This window comes from Pseudarthrobacter chlorophenolicus A6, assembly GCF_000022025.1.
In the GTDB taxonomy this organism is placed as follows: Bacteria; Actinomycetota; Actinomycetes; order Actinomycetales; family Micrococcaceae; genus Arthrobacter; species Arthrobacter chlorophenolicus.
This window is the reverse complement of sequence record NC_011881.1, coordinates 141,431-158,475: the sequence shown is the minus strand read 5'-3', so window position 1 is coordinate 158,475 and position 17,045 is coordinate 141,431. Positions and strand designations below refer to the sequence as shown.

19 protein-coding genes are annotated in these 17,045 nt (G+C 63.2%); 12 read left to right on the top strand and 7 right to left on the bottom strand.

Annotated features, from left to right (window positions below; all coding sequences use genetic code 11):
* Nucleotides 1–367 precede the first annotated feature (367 nt).
* Complete coding sequence (locus ACHL_RS23305; RefSeq protein WP_012623623.1) at nucleotides 368–1,723, top strand: ParB/RepB/Spo0J family partition protein; 1,356 nt, start codon at nucleotides 368–370, stop codon at nucleotides 1,721–1,723.
* A 363-nt stretch (nucleotides 1,724–2,086) separates the two neighbouring features.
* Here ACHL_RS23305 and ACHL_RS23300 read toward each other — a convergent pair whose 3' ends face one another.
* Together ACHL_RS23300 and ACHL_RS23295 are read right to left on the bottom strand one after the other, a co-directional pair.
* Nucleotides 2,087–2,335: a hypothetical protein gene (locus ACHL_RS23300; protein WP_012623622.1), complete on the bottom strand. Its 249-nt coding sequence runs from the start codon at nucleotides 2,333–2,335 to the stop codon at nucleotides 2,087–2,089.
* Between the two features lie 105 nt (nucleotides 2,336–2,440).
* Entirely contained in the window at nucleotides 2,441–2,668 is a 228-nt protein-coding gene (locus tag ACHL_RS23295; RefSeq protein WP_012623621.1) for a DUF2188 domain-containing protein, read from the bottom strand.
* Between the two features lie 593 nt (nucleotides 2,669–3,261).
* Here ACHL_RS23295 and ACHL_RS23290 point away from each other — a divergent pair.
* The 7 genes from ACHL_RS23290 (at nucleotide 3,262) to ACHL_RS23260 (ending at nucleotide 6,383) form a co-directional block, all read left to right on the top strand.
* A complete protein-coding gene (locus ACHL_RS23290; RefSeq protein WP_012623620.1) occupies nucleotides 3,262–3,528 on the top strand; it encodes a glutaredoxin family protein in 267 nt (88 codons plus the stop codon).
* Nucleotides 3,529–3,533: 5 nt separating this feature from the next.
* Entirely contained in the window at nucleotides 3,534–4,427 is an 894-nt protein-coding gene (locus tag ACHL_RS23285; RefSeq protein WP_043795331.1) for a single-stranded DNA-binding protein, read from the top strand.
* Nucleotides 4,428–4,556: 129 nt separating this feature from the next.
* A complete protein-coding gene (locus tag ACHL_RS23280) occupies nucleotides 4,557–5,162 on the top strand; it encodes a DNA-binding protein (RefSeq protein WP_139187242.1) in 606 nt (201 codons plus the stop codon).
* The gene (locus ACHL_RS23275; RefSeq protein WP_012623617.1) at nucleotides 5,155–5,415 is read left to right on the top strand and encodes a ParB family protein; all 261 of its coding nucleotides are present in this window, start codon (nucleotides 5,155–5,157) and stop codon (nucleotides 5,413–5,415) included. Before ACHL_RS23280 ends, ACHL_RS23275 begins: the two co-directional genes overlap by 8 nt.
* Nucleotides 5,416–5,447: 32 nt before the next feature.
* Nucleotides 5,448–5,714 carry a helix-turn-helix domain-containing protein gene (locus ACHL_RS23270; protein WP_244266598.1) on the top strand — a complete coding sequence of 89 codons (267 nt, stop codon included), beginning with the start codon at nucleotides 5,448–5,450 and terminating at the stop codon, nucleotides 5,712–5,714.
* 48 nt (nucleotides 5,715–5,762) lie between these two features.
* Nucleotides 5,763–6,014, top strand: a complete 252-nt coding sequence (locus tag ACHL_RS23265) for a DUF6225 family protein (protein WP_012623615.1) — start codon at nucleotides 5,763–5,765, stop codon at nucleotides 6,012–6,014.
* 57 nt (nucleotides 6,015–6,071) lie between these two features.
* Nucleotides 6,072–6,383 (top strand): tudor domain-containing protein, encoded by a 312-nt coding sequence (locus tag ACHL_RS23260; protein ID WP_012623614.1) that lies wholly within the window; start codon nucleotides 6,072–6,074, stop codon nucleotides 6,381–6,383.
* Nucleotides 6,384–6,974: 591 nt separating this feature from the next.
* Here the strand turns inward: ACHL_RS23260 and ACHL_RS23255 are convergent.
* Nucleotides 6,975–7,277, bottom strand: coding sequence for a hypothetical protein (locus ACHL_RS23255; protein WP_012623613.1), 303 nt, complete (start codon nucleotides 7,275–7,277; stop codon nucleotides 6,975–6,977).
* A 28-nt stretch (nucleotides 7,278–7,305) separates the two neighbouring features.
* The gene (locus ACHL_RS23250) at nucleotides 7,306–7,965 is read right to left on the bottom strand and encodes a hypothetical protein (protein ID WP_043795286.1); all 660 of its coding nucleotides are present in this window, start codon (nucleotides 7,963–7,965) and stop codon (nucleotides 7,306–7,308) included.
* Nucleotides 7,966–8,329: 364 nt separating this feature from the next.
* Here ACHL_RS23250 and ACHL_RS23245 point away from each other — a divergent pair, with 364 nt between their 5' ends.
* From ACHL_RS23245 to ACHL_RS23235, 3 genes are read left to right on the top strand one after another with little or no spacing between them, the layout of a single operon-like run.
* Nucleotides 8,330–8,719, top strand: a complete 390-nt coding sequence (locus ACHL_RS23245; RefSeq protein WP_244266597.1) for a MobC family plasmid mobilization relaxosome protein — start codon at nucleotides 8,330–8,332, stop codon at nucleotides 8,717–8,719.
* Nucleotides 8,720–8,721: 2 nt separating this feature from the next.
* Nucleotides 8,722–10,359, top strand: coding sequence for a relaxase/mobilization nuclease domain-containing protein (locus tag ACHL_RS23240; protein ID WP_012623610.1), 1,638 nt, complete (start codon nucleotides 8,722–8,724; stop codon nucleotides 10,357–10,359).
* A 31-nt stretch (nucleotides 10,360–10,390) separates the two neighbouring features.
* Nucleotides 10,391–11,623, top strand: a complete 1,233-nt coding sequence (locus tag ACHL_RS23235) for a hypothetical protein (protein WP_012623609.1) — start codon at nucleotides 10,391–10,393, stop codon at nucleotides 11,621–11,623.
* Between the two features lie 85 nt (nucleotides 11,624–11,708).
* On the opposite strand, the gene ACHL_RS23230 is transcribed toward ACHL_RS23235, so the two are convergent.
* On the bottom strand, nucleotides 11,709–12,440 hold the full coding sequence (locus tag ACHL_RS23230) for a helicase associated domain-containing protein (RefSeq protein ID WP_244266596.1): 732 nt from the start codon (nucleotides 12,438–12,440) through the stop codon (nucleotides 11,709–11,711).
* A 195-nt stretch (nucleotides 12,441–12,635) separates the two neighbouring features.
* On the opposite strand from ACHL_RS23230, the gene ACHL_RS23225 reads away from it, so the two are divergent.
* Nucleotides 12,636–13,688 carry a PDDEXK nuclease domain-containing protein gene (locus ACHL_RS23225; protein WP_012623607.1) on the top strand — a complete coding sequence of 351 codons (1,053 nt, stop codon included), beginning with the start codon at nucleotides 12,636–12,638 and terminating at the stop codon, nucleotides 13,686–13,688.
* Between the two features lie 34 nt (nucleotides 13,689–13,722).
* Here ACHL_RS23225 and ACHL_RS23220 read toward each other — a convergent pair whose 3' ends face one another.
* Together ACHL_RS23220 and ACHL_RS23215 are read right to left on the bottom strand one after the other, a co-directional pair.
* Nucleotides 13,723–15,117: a plasmid pRiA4b ORF-3 family protein gene (locus ACHL_RS23220; protein ID WP_012623606.1), complete on the bottom strand. Its 1,395-nt coding sequence runs from the start codon at nucleotides 15,115–15,117 to the stop codon at nucleotides 13,723–13,725.
* Between the two features lie 474 nt (nucleotides 15,118–15,591).
* Nucleotides 15,592–17,025, bottom strand: coding sequence for a family 43 glycosylhydrolase (locus ACHL_RS23215; RefSeq protein WP_012623605.1), 1,434 nt, complete (start codon nucleotides 17,023–17,025; stop codon nucleotides 15,592–15,594).
* Nucleotides 17,026–17,045: the final 20 nt, after the last annotated feature.

Here is a 17,045-nt window from a genome sequence, read left to right as displayed (position 1 = left end):
GGGCGTCCGCTGGCGCGGCCGGCTGTTGGGTCCAGGGTGTGCCGTCGCAGAGCTCCGGACCCCCTGAACCTGGTGTGTCTACGACGTTTTTTGGCTGCTGTCCTTCGGATTGTACGTGCCCGCTCCGGCCCCTCTAGCCCCTCCTTCGTCGGGGCCTGCGGCCCGGAAATTCTTCTCCGGCGCTCGTTCCTCGCTGATTTCCTCCGAAGATTTTCCGTGCCTTGCCCTGCGGGTAGACGGGACTCCACGGGCACAGCTCCGCAAGCTTCGCCAGCAGCCAAAAAACAACGGGGGGAGAGGGGGGGCTGGCCGGTCACCTTTGGTCGCCCCACTCACCCAACTTCTCGGCAAGAAGGAGCAACACCACATGAACGCAACACCCACGCTTGAAATGCTCGACCCGGCCACCCTGACCGTGGACATCAACGTCCGCAAGGACGCCGCCCTGACCGCTGACTTCGTCGCCAGCATCAAGGAACACGGCGTGATGGAACCGGTGATCGCCCACCGCAAGGACGACAGCACGGTGCACGTCCTGATGGGCCAGCGCCGCACCCGGGCCGCCGTCGAAGCCGGACGGCCCCTCATTCCAGTCCTGCTCATCGACTCGCCCGAGGAAGCCGAGCGCATCGTGACGCAGGTCGTGGAGAACATCCAGCGCGCCGAATTGACCGAAGCGGACGAGGCCGATGCCTACCACCAGCTGTCCCTGATCGGCGTCTCGGCGGCCGCGATCGCCAAGAAGACCGGCCGGACCAAGGACAAGGTCGAAAACGCGCTCAAAGCCAAGGCATCCACCACTGGGACCAAGGCCCTCGAGAGCGGCTACACCCTGGACATGGCCTTGGTGATGACCGAGTTCGAGGGAGACCAGGACGCCATCGAGGAACTCGAATCCGTGATCCGGGACGAGCCGCAGTACTTTGACCACATCGCCCAGAAGCTCCGGGACGACCGGGAATCCAAGGCCCAGCTTGCTGCGCTGATCGAGGAACTTATCGCCCAGGGCAAGGCCATCGTCGAAGACGCAGGGCACTACGCCGACGAGGAGAACCTGTATGTCTCAGCTGCCAAGCGGGCCGACGGGGAACCGGCCACCGACGAGGACGCCAACGCCTACGTGATCAGCACCAACTACCGGGGTGAACACCGGGCCGAGCCTGTCATCTGCGACTGGAAGGAACTGGGCTTCGCCCCCAAGTACGAACGCTACAACGGTGGCGGGACGCAGGCCCAAAAGGGCCCGATGACCGAGGAACAAAAGGCCGAGCGGAAAACCCTGATCGCCAACAACAAGGCCATGGAATCAGCGACCAAGGTCCGCCGCGAGTTCGTCAGAACCCTGCTGGCCCGCAAGCAGGCACCCAAAGGCTGGCAGTACTTCACCGTCCACGCCATCACCCACCACTCCGAAACCGCCAGCGGCTACGACGGGAAGGTCGCCGCTGAAATGGTCGGTGCCAAGGTCGAAGAATCCAACCGGTGGGGATGGAACCCGCTTCGGGACCACGTCGCCAAAACCGAGGCACGGCCCGAGTTCTCACTGATCGCGCTGGTATGCGCAGGGTATGAAAAGACCATCGCCAAGGACTCGTGGCGGTCCCCAAGCCAAACGCACCGGGACTACCTGAACCAGCTGGTCACGTGGGGATACACCCCCAGCGAAGTCGAGAGCATCATCCTCGACGGACAGAAGCCAGCCGAGGACGACGCGGCCGCATAAACACCCTTGCCGGGCGGGAACCCCGCCCGGCAAGACCCCCGGCCACTAACCACGCAAGGGCCGGGAACCTTCCAGAGGTCGGGCGGTCCGCCGCCCAGGGCGAACCACAGCAACCAATCACCAGCGGCGGACCGCCGATCAACGCACCTTTTCCCACGCACCACCAGGTGCCGCGCTACCCAGGGACAACGACGCCCCTGGGCAAGCTGCAGGCACCACCGCCAACATTCAGCTAGGCTGAATCCGTAGATTTCCTTTGCCGAGGAGAACGCAGAAGGGCCGGCTCTTATGAGCCGGCCCTTCTCGTGTCCTCGCAGTGTGATGCCGCTACATCTAAGCCATGAATGTCCTGCGGCGTCAGACCTATAGGGGACGCGGACGGAAGTTCTCTAAGCAATAAGCCAGCGCCGCTTGAAAACCCTGCACTTCAACCGGCTCGGACCTGTGGAGGGACAAAACGTCAAAGACTCCGTGGATGTCTGTCTCCATCATCAGGCCGACCTGCTGATCATCGGTGCGGTAAACGAGCCATTCACGTTCGTCCTGGCGTTTCGCATACCCGGGGAACTTGGGGTTCGTCGACCTTACGGCTTCTTCTGGATTTTCGCTCATGACTTCATGGTGATCCCCGCGACCCCAACTTCAATGAAGGCGACACGCCGGGGTCACAGACACGCTAGGGGGAGCCGTCTTCCATCCAGGGGTCCCAGGCTGGGCTTAGCCCGGGACGTTCCGGGGATCGTTGCCGTAGCTGTTCTTGGAGCTGATCTGGCCGTCCTGGTTCTTGATCACGTGCTCGACTTTGTCCGCCTGGGCCGTTTCCCGGCCGGCAGCCACCGCTTCGTCCTTGGTGCTGTAGCCGGCACCGAAGGCGCGGTCAGTGCCCTCGCGCTTGTTCTTCCACTGGCCGCCTTCGTAGTACGTCTCGATATCGCCCTGAGCCATTCCACACTCCTTCTGCCGTTCCGGATTAACTGACAACTGCCGCGCAGCGCAGACAGAGAAAAGCCCCGCAGCACGAGCACTGGCGGGGCCTCCCTGGCAACCACTCCGCCTGATGGGGGCCAGGCGGAGAAGCTGCAACAAAAGTAATAGAAAGCATGCTTACCTTTCAAGCAGCCACGCCGTAATACCGTCGGCCCAATCGCGGCAAAGTCTCCCATGGTCCAATCCCAACGCCGCCGACGCGCCTACTACCAGGGGCCGGCGTTCTCTCAGCAGGGACGACACCAATTCAATGGGGGGAGTGCATATTTGCGGGGCATCTCATCACGATCGGGTGTTGGCTTTTCAGGCACATGGGGGCTGCGGCCCTGGCGAACCACCGGGGATGACCACAGTCGCCGGCGGTGGCACTCACCATCCGTAACCGATGTCGGCGACCGGGGAAACTACACCTTTGCGTGTAAAAATATGCTCCAAAAATCCCTAGAATAAGCGGGAAAAGCTCTATTCATTCAGTTGAATGATTGGTAAAATTGAGGTAGCAAGTCACCCAGACGAACGAAACTTTTTTGACACGAAACCAGGTGCTGAAAATGACTGCAACACCGGCCGCTTACACGGTCTACACCAAGCCCGACTGCCCCAACTGCGAGAAGACGAAGGACTACTTCGACTCCAAGGGCATCACCTACACGGCCGTGGATATCACCGAAGTGCCGGCAGCGCTGGAGTACATCACCGCCGAATTGGGCTACTCCCAGGCGCCCGTTGTGCAGAACAACTTTGATGACCAGGACCACTGGTCGGGCCTGCGCCGCGACAAGCTCGTCCAGGCGGCCATGAGTCACAAGGCTGCGTGAGGACCGTGACGCCACTGCGCCCGGTCGTCGGGTTCAAACTCAGCCCACGGATCCCGTTGGAGGTGGACCTGTTCCGGCAGGTCAACCCCAGCGGCAGGATTTACCCCGACGTTACGGACCCCTACGTTGTAGAACCCGCCATCGTGGAACCCCTCGATGTGGACCTGTACGAGGGCTACGCCGCCCCGGACCGGGATGGGGATGACGGGTACCTTGAGGCGATCAGCCGCGCCCTGCTCGGGGAGGGCGGGCTCTGGGACGCACACACCGCGAACCAGTACCAACTCAACGACCTCACCCACGATGAACCGGGCGGGACCGACCCGGCGGACGAACCCGCAACAGAGACCGAGAACATCACCAGCACGCGAGGAAAAGGAACCATCATGGCCGGCGAAACCACGATTACCGTCATTGGAAACCTGACATCAGATGCAGAGCTGCGCTTCACTCCGAGTGGGTCGGCCGTCGCGAATTTCACCATCGCTTCCACGCCCAGGACCTTCGACCGTCAGTCTAACGAGTGGAAGGACGGGGAGACGCTTTTCCTCCGTGCCAGTGTCTGGCGGGAAGCAGCTGAGAACGTGACCGAGTCCCTGGCCAAGGGCATGCGCGTGATCGTGACCGGCCGGCTGAAGTCCCGTTCCTACGAAACCAAGGAGGGCGAGAGGCGCACCGTCATAGAGCTGGAGGTGGACGAGATCGGCCCCTCACTCCGCTACGCGAATGCCAAGGTTAACCGCACCCAGCGCACCAGCCAGGGCGGGCAGCCTAGCGGGGCGTCCGGCGGCAACGGCGCCGGCCAGGCTGGGCAGCAGGAGGACCCGTGGGGTCTGCCGACAGCCAGCGCCACCGCCGGCGGCTGGGGCAACAGCCCGAACGGCGAACCGCCCTTCTAGCCGGGAGAGCGTGGACGACTGCTCCCTGCCCGCATGCCGAGGGGCCAAGAACCGGCGGCGCATTGACCGAGGGTAGTAGGAGTAGTAGTTTTGTTACTACTACTCCTACTACCTTTTGAGGACGACGCCGTGAGCCCGAGCGCCAAGGACCGCGTATTTGCTGCTGCCGAGCAGATCAGCGCCGAGCGGCGACCTACCGTGTCCACGGTCCGTCACGCCGCCGGGGTCAGCAACGCGGACGCTACCCGGTACCTGAAGGAATGGAACGAGGAAAAGCTGGCCGCCGGGGGACAGGTGGCCGCGACGCCGCCCGCCCTGCTCGAACAGGCGACCCGGCTCACCGCGGCCGTCTGGGCTGAGGCCTCCACCCAGGCTGCCGCGCGGCACACCGCCGTCGAGACGGCCTGGGCACAGGAACGCAAGGACAAAGACCAGGAAATCGCCGAACTGGTCGCGGACCTGGACAGGGCGGCCGCTGAGAAGGAATCCGCGGCCGCCGAATTTCAAGCCCGAATCACCGGCCTGGAATCCGGAGTGAAGGCTTTGGAGCAGCGGCTGGCCGCCCTGGGTGCAGAGCTCCAAGAAGCACGAGCGGCCGAACGCGCTTCCGCCGCCGCGGCGGCGGAGGCGGAGAGGAAGCTGGCCAGCGCCGAGGCGCGGAGCACCACCTTGGAGAAGGTACACAACGCGTTATTGCAACGCGTCGCCCCCGAGACCAAGGCTCCCGATGCCTAGGAAGAACAAATCCTTCTCGCCCTACTTCACCGAGTCCGACGCCGACCAGGTGCGCGCGGCCGTCCAGGAAGCCGGTCACTTCGAGGGGTACGCGTCCATCACCGACCTGATCGAGGCCGCGACGCTGCGGGAAGTGAAGCGGCTGCAGCGCAAGTACAACGGCGGCAGGAAATGGCCGGGGGTCCCGGCGGGGGAACTCCGCCCCGGGCAGCGCACCCGCGAAGAAATCCGACACCGCAACGAGGGCAGGTAAGCATGCCGAAGTGGAGCAAGGACATTGAGCAGATGCCAGCACCCGAGCCCGGGAAGCCGAGGTTCCCGCGGCTACTGACTCTGGCCCAGATCAGCGAGATCCTGAACGTGGGCATGCCGGCCGTGTACGCGTTGGTTTCATCGGGGGAGCTGCGCGCTTTGCAGCTCACTGGTGGCCGCCGCATGTGGCGTGTCAGTGAGGATGACCTGGCAGCGTACCTGGAGCGCTGCTACCAGGAGACCCGGGAACGCATTGCGACCGGAACCATCACGGCTGAAGCCCTCGACGGCGAGGACTGAAACACTGATCATCGCCTTAATGTCGGTGCCGGGTGAAAGGATCTGACAATGGACTTCGAACACACAGTTCAGGCCTGGACGGTAGGGCAGTTGCGTGAGGCCCTTGCCGGGCTTCCCGATGACCTGCCCATCATCGTCGACGTCGCCGAGGAACTGGGCGGTGACACCGTCCAGGAGCAGGTTGTTATTGATGCTGGTTTTGGTCGCGGAGTCGATGGCCGCGGGGAGCCTTTCGTGGGAAGGGAGTTCCGGATCGGCTGTGAGTTCCCATCGGGAACCTATCTGCAACGCGACCGGTAACGGCGGTGACAGAGTCTTTCCGGGCCTCACAACAATGGATTGGAGCGGCGACAAGCGATGAGCGATGACGGGACGAACTACGTAGCTGGCCTTGCCACGCGCTGGGCTGAAACCGATCCCATGGAGCAGTGGGTGAATGCGGCCCCCAAGGGTGGGCGAACACCGCTGGAGGAGACCATCCGCGAGTACCTGGGCAGCCACAACTCGTTCCCTGACGGCAGTGCCGTTGAAGTTCTACGGGGCGACGGGTCCGGCTGGGAACAGGCCGTCATCGTCGAACGCGTTGGTCTGGATGAATGGACCGTGGAGTACACGGACGGCGAGCAGGCATGGCGCGACCATTCCGAGCTGCGGTCGGCTGACGGGTAAGCGCAGGCCTGCGGAGCGCATCGCGTCCGGGTCGGATTCCGTCGGAGGCGATGCCTTCCGTTGGTGGTTGGAAGATCAAGTCCCAAAGAGCAGACATGAAGGCCGGCAGCGGGTGCCGGCCTTCTTTGTTGTGGCGGATGTTTGTGATGCCGGGTCTGTGCTGTTGGTGCCATTGTTTGGATCACGCGGTACAGCGGTACTTGGTGGTGATGAGCGCCGCCGGGGCAGCTTGTGGTGTCGCCGCCCGTGACCGGGCTGGAAGCCCGCGGGCGCCTGAGAAGCTTCCCCCTTGTTGCCGGATCCTTTCCCCTCGGGTGACCACGCACTTCGAGAGTGTGTCGTCCCTGCTGAAAGAAGCCCGGCCCGGTTCACGGTGGGCCGGGTGCGGTGGTCTTGGCCCATGGGGAAGGTGCCCGTGGGTGAGCCGCGGCGTTTCCAGGCTGTGCACATCCGCCGGTCCCGGTGGTGAGGCTTCCGCCGGTGGTCTCCTGGCGGTTGTGTGCAGCCGGTCAGGCGGGTCCCGTCGTGCACAGGGGTGCGGGAAAAGCCCGTAAGGACTGTAGCTATTGCCGTGCCCCTGTGCGCGAGGGGCTAGTTCTCCGGGATCCCGTTTGTATCGGACGGGCTGGGGGTCTCGGCGGGCTTGGACTGGGCTTTGCGCCGGCGGCCGGCGGCAGCCGGTTCCAGGCCAAGCTTCTTGAGCTCGTCGGCGCTCCAGCCGTCGCGGGTTGCTTTGACGTATGCGCGCTTATCGTCGCGTTCGGCTGCGACCAGTTGCTCCTTCAGGTCGGTGAGGCGTTGCCGCGCCTGGACGAGTTCTTCGACGGATTTGATGCGCGAGTCCAGGAGGGCGCGTGCCTGGCTTTTGGTGGCTTCGATGTTGAGGGACGCCATGGTTGGTGCTGCCTTTCGCGTGGGTGGGTTAGCGGTCGATGGAAGGGCCAGGCCGGTGCGTTGACGCGATCGGCGTGGCGGAGGCCGGGTGGGTGAGGTGCGGTTGGTCGAGCGCTGCCGCCGGGTGCTGTGGAAAGGAGAGTTGGGAGAGCCTGACTGCGGTGTATGCCTGGAGCGTCGGGTGGATGTCTGTGGCTTCGCGGCGCAGTTGCGGGTTGTCCGGTAGCAGGTCGCGGGCGAACGTTTCCATTCGTTCCTCGTGGCGGTTGATGATCTCGGTGAGCGTTACCCGGTCGAAGGCGGCGATGACGTCGGATGCGGACGGGATATCCCGTGCGAGGTCCCGGGCAAGTGCGTGGGTGCGGTCCTTTTCGTGTTCCGGCAGGCACCGTCCGACGGAGTCGGTGAGTTCCGGCAGCAGGGCTTGCTGCCAGTCGGTCAGTGGTGGCCGCTGAGCGTCGGTGTTCGTTTCTGATGAAGCGTTGGTGGGAGTGCGGTCCTGGATGATGGCATTGACGCCGATGTAGTAGCCGTCGTCCGTGAAGTTGGCCCGGGTTCCTGAAAGATGCGCGAGATGGTCGGCGGCGACCTGCCGGATGCTGTTTTCGATGTGGCACGCGCCGCCGTCGAGGGTGTCGTGGGCTGCGGCGATGCATTCGCTGGTCGCCCGGTTGAGTCGCCGGTTCACGGTGAGTTCCAGGTTGATACTTGCGCGCTGGGTTGAATCTGCCGGCCAATAGGCTACGTCCGAAATGGACAGAGCAGGCGTGCCGGGTCCGCCGAATGGCTGGTCTGCAGATGGTTTTTCTGGACGCATTGTCTCCCCCTGGAAAGTGTCGTACCGTGCTTCGACCTTAGCCCGGGACGGGTCAGCCTCACGACCCAACACGCCGAAGACCGTCCACCGCAACCGCGCGGAGCAAGCTATACATTTACACGGGTGTAAATGGGCGTGTCCTGCACGGCTCCTGCGTCGGCGTTTGGCACACTGGCTTTTGGGTCCCCGGGTTTCGGGGTCGCTGCGCTGGGCTTTGAGGGGATTGGGGGAGTGCGTGTCTGACGAGAATGCCGCCCGTTCCCCGTTGTCCAGGCGGCGGCGTGCGAATTCGCCGGCGGGGACGAAGAAGCGCAGGGATGTGTGGGTGACCGCGGAGGAGGAAGCGGCCCTGATTGCGAGGGCGGCGCGGGAGAAGGTCACGGTCCCGAACCTGCTGCTGACCGCGGCACTGAGTGAGGGGTCGGAGACGCCAACGCAGCGGAAAGCTGCGATGGCGGAGCTGATGGCGATCCATACCCTGTTGGCGCGGGTGTCGAACAACGTGAACCAGATCGCCCGGCACGCCAACGCCGGGGACGAGTTCCCGCAGGACGCCAAAGCTGCACTGGCGTATGTGCGCGAGGTGGCGATGCGGATTGACCGGGCGATTGAGGGGCTGATGTAGGGATGATTCCGAACATCACCCGCGGTTCCCGGATGGCCGGGCTGATGGTCTATTTGGTGTCCACGGATGCGGATAAGACGAAGAACGCGCACACGGAACCGCACCTGGTTGCCGGCGACGCGGCGATCATGGCCTGGTACGACGACGGCGTCCTGGACGCCGATGATGCTGCCGCAATTGCCAAGCACCTGGACCAGCCGCGGAAGGCGTTCGGCGTTGAGGTGTTGCAGAAGGATTACCGCTGGGACCCGGTGAAGAAGGAACGCGTCCCGAACGGGCACAAGCACGCTGACGTGTGGCATTGCTCGCTGAGCTTGCGCGCCGAAGAAGGAGCACTCACGGATCAGCGGTGGGGCGACATCGCCAACGACTTCGTCGACGCGATGGGCTTCACCGAGGCCAGCGGAAAGGCCCAGTGCCGGTGGGTAGCGATCAACCACGGCACGAGTGAGAACGGGAACCACCATATCCACATCGCCGTATCCCTGGTAAGGGAAGACGGCACAAAAGCCTCCACCCACGGCGACTACAAAAAGGCGCAGCAGACCTGCCGGGAACTGGAAACCAAGTACGGCCTCGAAGAGCTGTCCAGTGTGCACGCGACCCGTGGTTACGACCGGGCCGAGAAGGCCACCGCGGCACGCGACCAGCGGGAAATGCACCGGGACTCGCTGGCCCGGAAAGTCCGTGCCAGCGCCACCGCTTCGGGCAGTGAAGCAGAGTTCGTCCGGCGCGCCAGGGACACCGGCCTGCTGGTCCGTCCCCGGTACGCGAAGAACACCACCGACGTCATCAGCGGCTACTCCGTTGCCGAACGCCCCAAGCCGGGGGAGCGGCCGATCTGGTTCGGCGGCGGCACCCTCGCCACCGACCTCCGCCTCGGTGCGCTGCGGCAGGAATGGACGGACACCCCGCAGGCTGCGACAGAAGCAGCGGCAGAGTGGAACGCCGCCGCGCGGAACAAACGCAAAGCCAACCCCCGCGGCCCGGAGAAGACAGCACCGGACCCGCAGCTGTGGGTCGACTACACCCGTAACGCCACCTCACTGGCGGACCAACTCCGCACCATACCCCGTGACGATCACGCCACCTGGGCCAAGGCAGCCCGCGATGTTTCCGGCGCATTCGCCGCCTGGTCCTACAGGTTGGAACCGACCCCCGGGCCGCTGGCCGCAACGGCAGCGGAACTGTCCCGCACAGCGCAGCTCCGCGCCCCGCGGCAGCACGGCAAACCCGTCACCCTGCCATCCATCGCCGGGACAGCGATGTTGTTCCTGGCAGCGTCGAGCAAGAACAAAACAGCGGCGCAAACAGCGCTCATGGTGCAGCTGATCAACACCGCCTTCGCCGTGTACGAAATGCATCAGCAGTCAGGGCGAACCAGGGAAGCTGCGCGCATCCGGGCAGTGGTCGAAAACCAGTTAGCCCCGTTCACCGCAACGATGCCCAAGGCCGTGCCCGTGGGAGCAGAACAGCAGACGGCGGCAACGGCTGCGGTGCCGCCAACGGCGGTTGATATTGCCCGCCGGGGCATGGCACCGATACGGCCCGGTTCCGTGGTCCCCACGACACCTACACCGGCACAACCCTCCAAGACCTATCAGCCCGGCCGCAGCACCGGGCCGGCACTCGACCGATAACAGTTCACACCACTAGTGCAAGGGGAACACCATGAGTGAATCAGACGGCATCGACGACCTGTTCGACAACGGAATGCGGCAATCCCTGCTGATCGCCTCACGCATCGCCGAGACGCTGGCCCGCCGCCGGCAGGAAGCCCAGCGACAGCAGGAACACCAGGACACCCAAGCCGCCCACGAAGCCCAAGCACGTCTTGCCGCCGAGCGAAGCACCGCCCTCGCCGCCCTCGCACCCGTACAGAAGGACGAGTGGTGGGACAAGGCACAACCGGCCGACATCGCCACGGCACACGCCGCCGCCGAAGGCTGGAAAGACCACGACCCCGCCGCCCTCGAAGCAGCCACGAAAATCCGTCAAGAAGTCCTCGCCCGGTACGGCATCGACACACACGACGTCGGCACAGACACCGCCTACCTCGAATCAGGGATCGCGACTATCGCCACCGAGAAGGCCCGGATGGACGAGCTGGCACGCAGCCAGGAAGAAGCACGGAAAGCCGCCGCCGAACACGAAAAAGCCATGCAGCTGATTGCAGCCGCCCAGGCAGAAGAACTTCGAGCCCAGGCTGCGAAGCTGGCACCTCACATGGAGCGCCACCAGGTCCCCGTCGAGTACCTGGCAAACCCCGAACTGGCACAGGCCCTGCAGCGCGCCCACAACGCCAAAACCCCTAAAGCAGCCGCGGCCGCAGACGCGGACATCAAGGAGCGCATGTTCCTGATCGGCAAAGACGGCATCAACGGCCCTGACATTGACCAGCTCCGCAAAGAAACGACCGCGAACCTTAATGGCGCCGGCGAAGCCCACTTCCAGGACCCCGAATTCGTCAAAGCGGCAAGGGACATGCACGAAGCCAAGCTGCTTGCAGAGGGCGGCTTCGAAGGCTCCCGGTGGGCGTCCATGGAACAGCGGTACGAGCGGGCCGAAAAGGAACTCTTCGCCCGACTCGAAAGCGTCGGCCGGGATATCGAGAACCGCGTCACTGGCAACTACAGCAACCGCATTCATGACCAGGGCCGGACGGCAGAAACCGCGTCAGCTGCTGGCTATGGCTCGGCCGAACACCACGCGAAATTCGCGGAGTCCCTGCAGAACACTGGCACCAACGAAGCCCAGATCCGCGGAAGGCTCACTGCGGCGCGCAGCGAAGGCACCCACCCCAACGCAGCAGTCACCATGGGCAAAGCCGCGGCCAAGGCCAGGAAGACCCGCACCGGGTCAGCCGTGGGAGCCGAACGATCCAAGAGCGGACCCAGCCGATAACCCAGCAGACGAAAGGGGAGGGACTGCGCTTTTGCAGTCCCTCCCCGTGTAACTGCGCCTACGTGTCGCTGGGGTTCACCTGTGTTCATCGTCGGCCGCTGGTGCCGCGCCTGCCTTCGCGCCAACCGGGCACGAGCTCGTTCAGCAGCGACTCCTTTTCCGGGGCCAGCCTCCCCTGACGGTAATTGATCCGCTGGCCGTGCAGCCACACACCCAGGATCCGTTCGTCCGGGTCCGGGGTTTTTTGATGACGCGGCCAGTCACCGCCGGCGTCGCGGATGGTCCTCACCTGCTGGAGACGCTTCTGCCACCGGGCCTCGTCGTCAGCCTTACGCCGCGTCGTCAGGTCCCAGCCGGGAATCACATCAAGCCCATCACGAATGGCGGGGGAGAGGGTGCCTGCCAGTGCTTCCTGACGCCGTCGGTAGAGCCAACGGCCCAGCATCGACTCATTGGGTGACTTCGCACGGGCCGATGGAAGCCGGCCGGCGGCCTGGCAGAATGCAACAACGTTCTGCATCGTCTGCAGGGAGGCTGCTGACGGTCGCGCAGGCTGCGGCAATGCTTTCTTGTGTTCTGCTTCGAGGCCAGGCTCCAGCTTCTTCGCGACCTGCAGGTGGAAGCGCACGGTGGTCACCGGCGCGGCGTGCAGCACGGCGATCCTGGATGGGGCAATACCGCGCCGGTACATCTCCACCCACTCGCCGTGCGGGGCGGTCCGCCGGGCCGTCGGCAAAGCAAGCTCCGACTGACTCATATCAACCTCCACCCGGTCCAACCAATAAGGCAGCTCACGCTCGAACCCGATCCCTCCCACGGAAGGGAGGATAACGCCGACAATGCACCACAGAGATGAAGCTATTAGTGCAACAGGTTGTTGCACAATCGCAGGCAACGCATGCCCGGCAGGGTATGAGCTACCAAGCGTCCTCGGAACAACGGTCCAATTGTCCAGATGCTGTCTGGACAATTGCGCGGAAGACAGGCGGAGCGTCCGGCTACTGTGGAATCCATGACCGAGCTCGAACCTGACCTACCCGGAAATTACGCGGCCGTGCTGGGGTCGCTGAAAGTGCTCGTAAAGGAAGCCCAGTACCGGGCCCAACGCGCCGTGAATACCGCAATGGTCGAGCTCTACTGGAACATCGGACAAACGATCCTGGACAAACAGGCGAGCGAACCGTGGGGAAGCAAGGTCCTTGACCGGCTCGCACGAGACCTTCGTGCGGAGTTTCCACACATGAAGGGGTTCTCCCGTACGAACCTCTATAACATGCGTGCGTTCGCCGGCGCCTGGAACGGGCAGGAACCAATTGTCCAGACATCGTCTGGACAATTGAGTTGGAGTCACAACGTGGCCCTCTTAACCAAGCTCAACGAACACGGGCTGCGACGTTGGTACGCTTCGAAAGCCCTCGAGCACGGTTGGTCGGTGGCTGTGCTGGAACACCAGATTCTCACGCAGCTCCACACGCGCGAAGGTGCCGCTCCGAATAACCTCGAGGCGAGACTTCCAGGAGAAGGCACTGACCTGGCTCGGGAAGTCGCAAAAGACCCACTGGTGCTCGACTTCCTGGGACTCACCGAAGAGGCTGAGGAACTCGCCATCGAGCAGGCCATGACGTTGCGCATGTCCCAAACCCTGGCTGAGTTCGGGCCAGGATTCGCCTTCTATGGCCGCCAGTACCACCTCGATGTCGAAGGTGAAGATTTCTACATCGACCTCCTCCTCGTACATGTACCCACCAACCGGTTTGTCGTCGTCGAACTCAAGGCCGGCCGATTCAAACCAGAACACCTCGGCCAGTTGAACTTCTACGTGGCCGCCGTCAACGACCTCGTGAAGTTCCCCGGAATGGCGCCCACGGTCGGAATCCTCGTGTGTGGTTCCAAACACGAGCCAACAGTCCGGTACGCGCTCGATGGGTCTTCGCAACCCATCGCCGTCACCTCTTACACCTACGACAAGCTCCCACCCGAGGAACGCGACGCGCTTCCCTCACCCGCAGCAATCACTGCAGCACTCGAACAGGGGAGCGTCGGAAGCGCAGCCGATGGCGAATAACTTGGGGGACCCGGCAGGTAACTGATACGCCTGGTTATGAATGAAGTGCTGTTCGGGCGAAGGCTTGCCCTGGTGCCTTGACCGTATTGGTTTCTAGCTCGAATCGGTCGTTGAAGATGCCGAGGTTCAGCATTACCTCGTAGGCATCGACGAGGAGTGCGTGGACGGTGTTCGGTGCAAGATCGGCTCCGGTACGGCTCCGCCAGCCGAGTGCTCCGAGGCCGAAGGCCACGGCCTCAAGGTAGTCGGCCCATTCGGTTCGTTTCCCTGCAGCGACTTCGAGCAGAAGTAACAGCGCCGCGTCGCGCTCGGAGTCATGGCGGTGCCGGTGGGCGATGGATCGTGCGAGGAAGAGCCAAAGGCCTGCGGGATCATCCAGCAGCCGTTTGGCGGCGGATGAGAGGACTAACTTGCCCTTGATTTTGCGGATCAGGCCGAGTCGTTGGGCGCTTTCACGCAGCTGAAGGACGGGCAGTGTCTGGTCCTCGCGGTTGGCCTTGCCGATCCAGTCTTTGGCCCAGCCGAGCTCCGTCATTGCCTCACGGACCACAGTCGGCGGCAGCCAGCCGGCAGCAGTGAGGGATAGACCCTCCAACCCGATACGGCGGGTGAGCCAAAGAAACGGGGCGGTCATCGCCTCGACGACATCTGCTTCGACCGTTCCCGGTCCGTCGAGGCCGGCCGCGTGGACGTATGAACGGAACTCGCGTCGAAGGCCGAGAGGCATCCGGTTCGCCAGTTCATGAACCAGCGACTCACTTCCGCTGCCGCGTACATTGGAAGAAGGGGCAGCAAACACCATTGCGAGCTCGTTGTTCACAGCATCTATGTCCAGTTGCTCCGGATCGAATTCGTGCCATGGCCCCGCTGTCCAGGCAACCCATGCCCGAAGGTTCTCGTGCTCTTCGTGGTCTGGGTCTGCCAGGACGTCAAGCAGGTCGTGGTAGCCACCAATGCCGCCGGAATCTTCAAGCGGCGCCCGACGTGCGCCGTCCATGAGCCGCGCCCTTGGGGCGCTGGCTGGCATGGGAACGGTTCCGGTGAGTTCGAGGCGGTGGACCCACCCGTCTCCGAAGTCATATTCATAGAACACGGGACCGGACTCCACGGTAAGGATCTGACCAAGTGTCCAGTCAGTCTCCGGGAGGTCATTGCCGTTGTCTTCCAACAAGTCCTGGGAGACCCAGCGCCGGGGTTCGCGGACGTGCCCATTCACGGCGCGCAGACGAATATAGGGGTCCGTGTCCGTGAAGGCATGCAGATGCGAATCCCGCCACCCAACGGCCGTTTGGAGAATCTCGTGAACTCTGTCCAGGGTCAAGGATGGGTCGATTTCGAGGAGCCGCCAGATGGCCGGCTCACTATCCACGATGAAGACTTTCACCTGCAGCAACGATCCGGGCTCTTCCTCTGCAGCAAGTTTCGTCACAGCACTATCCTGCCTCAGCGGGCGGTTTCGTGTGCTTGACGCCGTCGCGCCGGGGCCTCAAATCAGCAATTCCCGCTAGAGGCGATGCCCCTGCAAGCTGTCCATAGTCGGGGTCAATCCCGGTTTATCCACGGCTGGAATCGGGAGTCATTGGGAGACCTCTCAGCAACAGTAGCGGTGGATAACGCAGAGGGACTGTCCCCGGCTGTGGCAGCGAAAAAGATCGTCCAGACACTCTCTGCCAATTGCGCAACAGGCTGTTGCACAACTGCCAGGCAACCGCCCGCGCAAGCTGAGCAGCGGTGCCGGCTGTCAGGTTTGAATCTTAGATTGTTCCCTCGGCATGTGCAGGAACTGCTTTCCGGACCCTATTCTGACGTTCGTATCCTTGCTTCCTGACGTCAGATTGGGGTGTGGCCAAATCAGGCAGATTCGGCTGGTTCGGCGAGACAACCTCGCCGAACCAGCCGAGGTCTAAATCGTGGCGTTTGCCGTCGCTAAAGCCGCTTCAGCAGGTTCCTGGCTTAGATGCCGGAGTACGGAGTCATGGACTGTCACTTCGCCGTCGATGGCCTGAATGGCGAGAGTTTGGCCCTTGGCGTCGTAGATTCGTGCATTGAGTGCGACGCCGTCAGCGTAGACCGTTGCGATGCTCCCGTCGACGATCACTTGGATGTGGATCTTGTCGCCCGGAGTGACCGTGAAGGGGCGCTCTAGTCCCTTGTTGTCGTAACGGTTCCATGGGTAGTTGGGAACCTTGTCGAAGCGCAGTCGGTTCTCGCCCACTTCAAAGAGAAATTCGTAGGCATCTCCGGAGGCTTCGTCTTGAGCGAGGAGGAGGGCGAAGGAGCGGGTGCCTTCGGCTACGCTGACCGTCGTCTCCCACAGGAAGGTGCTGTCGGCCTGCTCGTCCAGGGAGAGCTGGGCGCGGCCGTCTGCGTTGCTTACGGCTCGCGGCTGTTCCAGAAGCTGCGTGTGGTCTGAGAAGGCGCTGGTGACCGTATCTGGAATCCTCACGCCAAGGGAACCGTCTAGGCGCTGGTAAACCTCATGCACAACGAGGGTTCCGCCCCATTGCCAAGGGGCGCTGTCCTTTTCACCTTCTTTGGTTGCGACCCAACCGAAGAGGTACCGGTGTTCGCCGTCTGAGGCGGACCGCGCGGCGTAGTAGGACCTGCCGTCGAAGGCGTCATCCACGGGCGCGCTCCATGGGCCGCTCAGTGAGCGGCTCATGCGGTAGACCGTCTTGCTCTTGTCGCTGTACTCGGTGGTAAGCAGGTACCACCACTCGCCCATTTTGAACAGGTCCGGCATCTCGTGCATGGTGTACAGATCCGGGGCCCAGAAGTCGCCTTCGAATTCCCAGTTCGCCAGGTCAGTGGATGTGAATGCAACTGTGCGCCCGGTGAGCAGCTTTTTATCGCCTTCGAGTCGGGCGCCGAGGATCATGAGGAAGACTTCGCGTTCGTCGTCCCACAGGATGAACGGGTCACGCCAGTCGTCTTTGTCGTAGCCGTCTTGGGGGATTACCAGTGAGCGATCCGTTTTGGTCCAGTTCACGAGATCGGTGCTGGTGGCGATCATGAGCACCTGTGAGGCTTTGTCCTGGTCCGGGTAGTCCCTGTTGTAACCGGTATATACGGCGTAGTAGGTCCCTTTTGCTTCGAAGACGCTGCCGGCAAAGATGAACTGGTCCTGGGCATCGTCGGCGCCCTTTTCCAGGGATTCGCCCAGGTCCTCGTAGTTGACGAAGTCTGTGGTCCTTGCCAGTGCCCAGCCGAAAGGTTCGCCGAAGGGTCCGGGCTTACGGGTGTCTCGCTGGTGGTAGAGCTGGAAGGCGCCGTCGGCGTAGAGCGGCATGCAGTCCCCGAACCAGGTGTTTGGGTGCTGGTAGTAGATGGAGCTCACGTAGCTTGTTCCTTTCATGT